Below are 1,125 nucleotides of genomic sequence, written 5' to 3' on the forward strand. Positions count from 1 at the left end.
GGCACCGCTCCCAGAGCTAAGGCAACCGTCTGTACCACCAAAAGAAGCTCCGCATGAGGATAAACCCACTCTAAAGGAGCCAACAGATAGAGAATAAGGCTGAAGTGATCGCCCAGAATATGAAGTCCTCGCACCGTTACAAATGGGGATAGCCCATGAGCGATACACCATGTGGCCTGTTGAAAAACGGCCAGGTCGAAACTGGGATAGGCAAAGCGATGATAGAGGTCGAGCTGATAGGAACAAAAAAGAAGGCAATAGGCCGTAATGGCGCCCAGCAAGACCAAAGGGACAACCCATTTGGTGCCGTCGGCAGGCAAAAAACAACCCTGTTCTTCTAGCGATTGAGAGCCTAAACGGAAAAGGCTCCCCAACCGAGTGCAAAAACCGGCTCCCGAGTGCTTCGCCTTAGAGGCGGTTAGGCGCATTGGTTTGGCTATTTGGTTCCTCTCTCCATCTCGCCTATTGAACACTGCCGTTGGGCGCTATGCCCAGTTTATACTTAGGGCTGCCGTGAGGTGGATACTTAAAGTGTGCCACCTTCCTATAATAGTCGTCGTAGCTTAAGGCACCCGGAGGAATGCCCGCCTCACCGGGAAAGGCGACCTGATAACTGCCTTTCTGATAAGGATCGGGCGCGTAGAACACCTTATCGTAGGGAATAGCTTCAACGGAACAATCGTCCCAAAGCACCAGATAGAACCCTACCGGGTTGGTGTAGTAGTAAACGGGTGGTGGGGCGCTATGAAGGTTTCGATGGACGTACATCGTTGTCCAAGCGAGGACATCACGCGTTCCAGGCGGTTTGGGCCCACCTACCGGTGTGCCATCAGGGCGGGTGAGCAGGCAGACGTAGGGCAAATTGAAGGAGTTAGGATTTAATTTTGGATGCTCGTCATCATAACGAATGTCTGGATTATTTAGACGTTTATCAATGTAGAACGGATCGTTAGTCGGAATGCCGTAATCTTTCCGATGATGCAGCGCATCGTTATCCACCAGCAGAAGCGGCATCAGATGGGTTTTGTCGTCAAAGTAAGGCAGGGTACCATGGAGGCGTTGGTAGGTATGAAGCAGTTGGCAGATGTATTTAAGGTCCTCCACCGCGCGTTGTGGGTTGCCCGG

At 51.9% G+C, this 1,125-nt stretch carries 2 protein-coding genes; both read right to left on the reverse strand.

All coding sequences use genetic code 11. The features are described 5' to 3' along the window. Positions 1–320: DUF2079 domain-containing protein (locus VKV18_RS14005; RefSeq protein ID WP_324204807.1), on the reverse strand; the 320-nt coding region annotated here is incomplete at its 3' end. A 142-nt stretch (positions 321–462) separates the two neighbouring features. Next, a partial coding sequence (locus VKV18_RS14010) for a hypothetical protein (protein ID WP_324204808.1) occupies positions 463–1,125 on the reverse strand: 663 nt, incomplete at its 5' end.

Source organism: Chthonomonas sp. (genome assembly GCF_035294505.1).
Lineage (GTDB): Bacteria > Armatimonadota > Chthonomonadetes > Chthonomonadales > Chthonomonadaceae > Chthonomonas.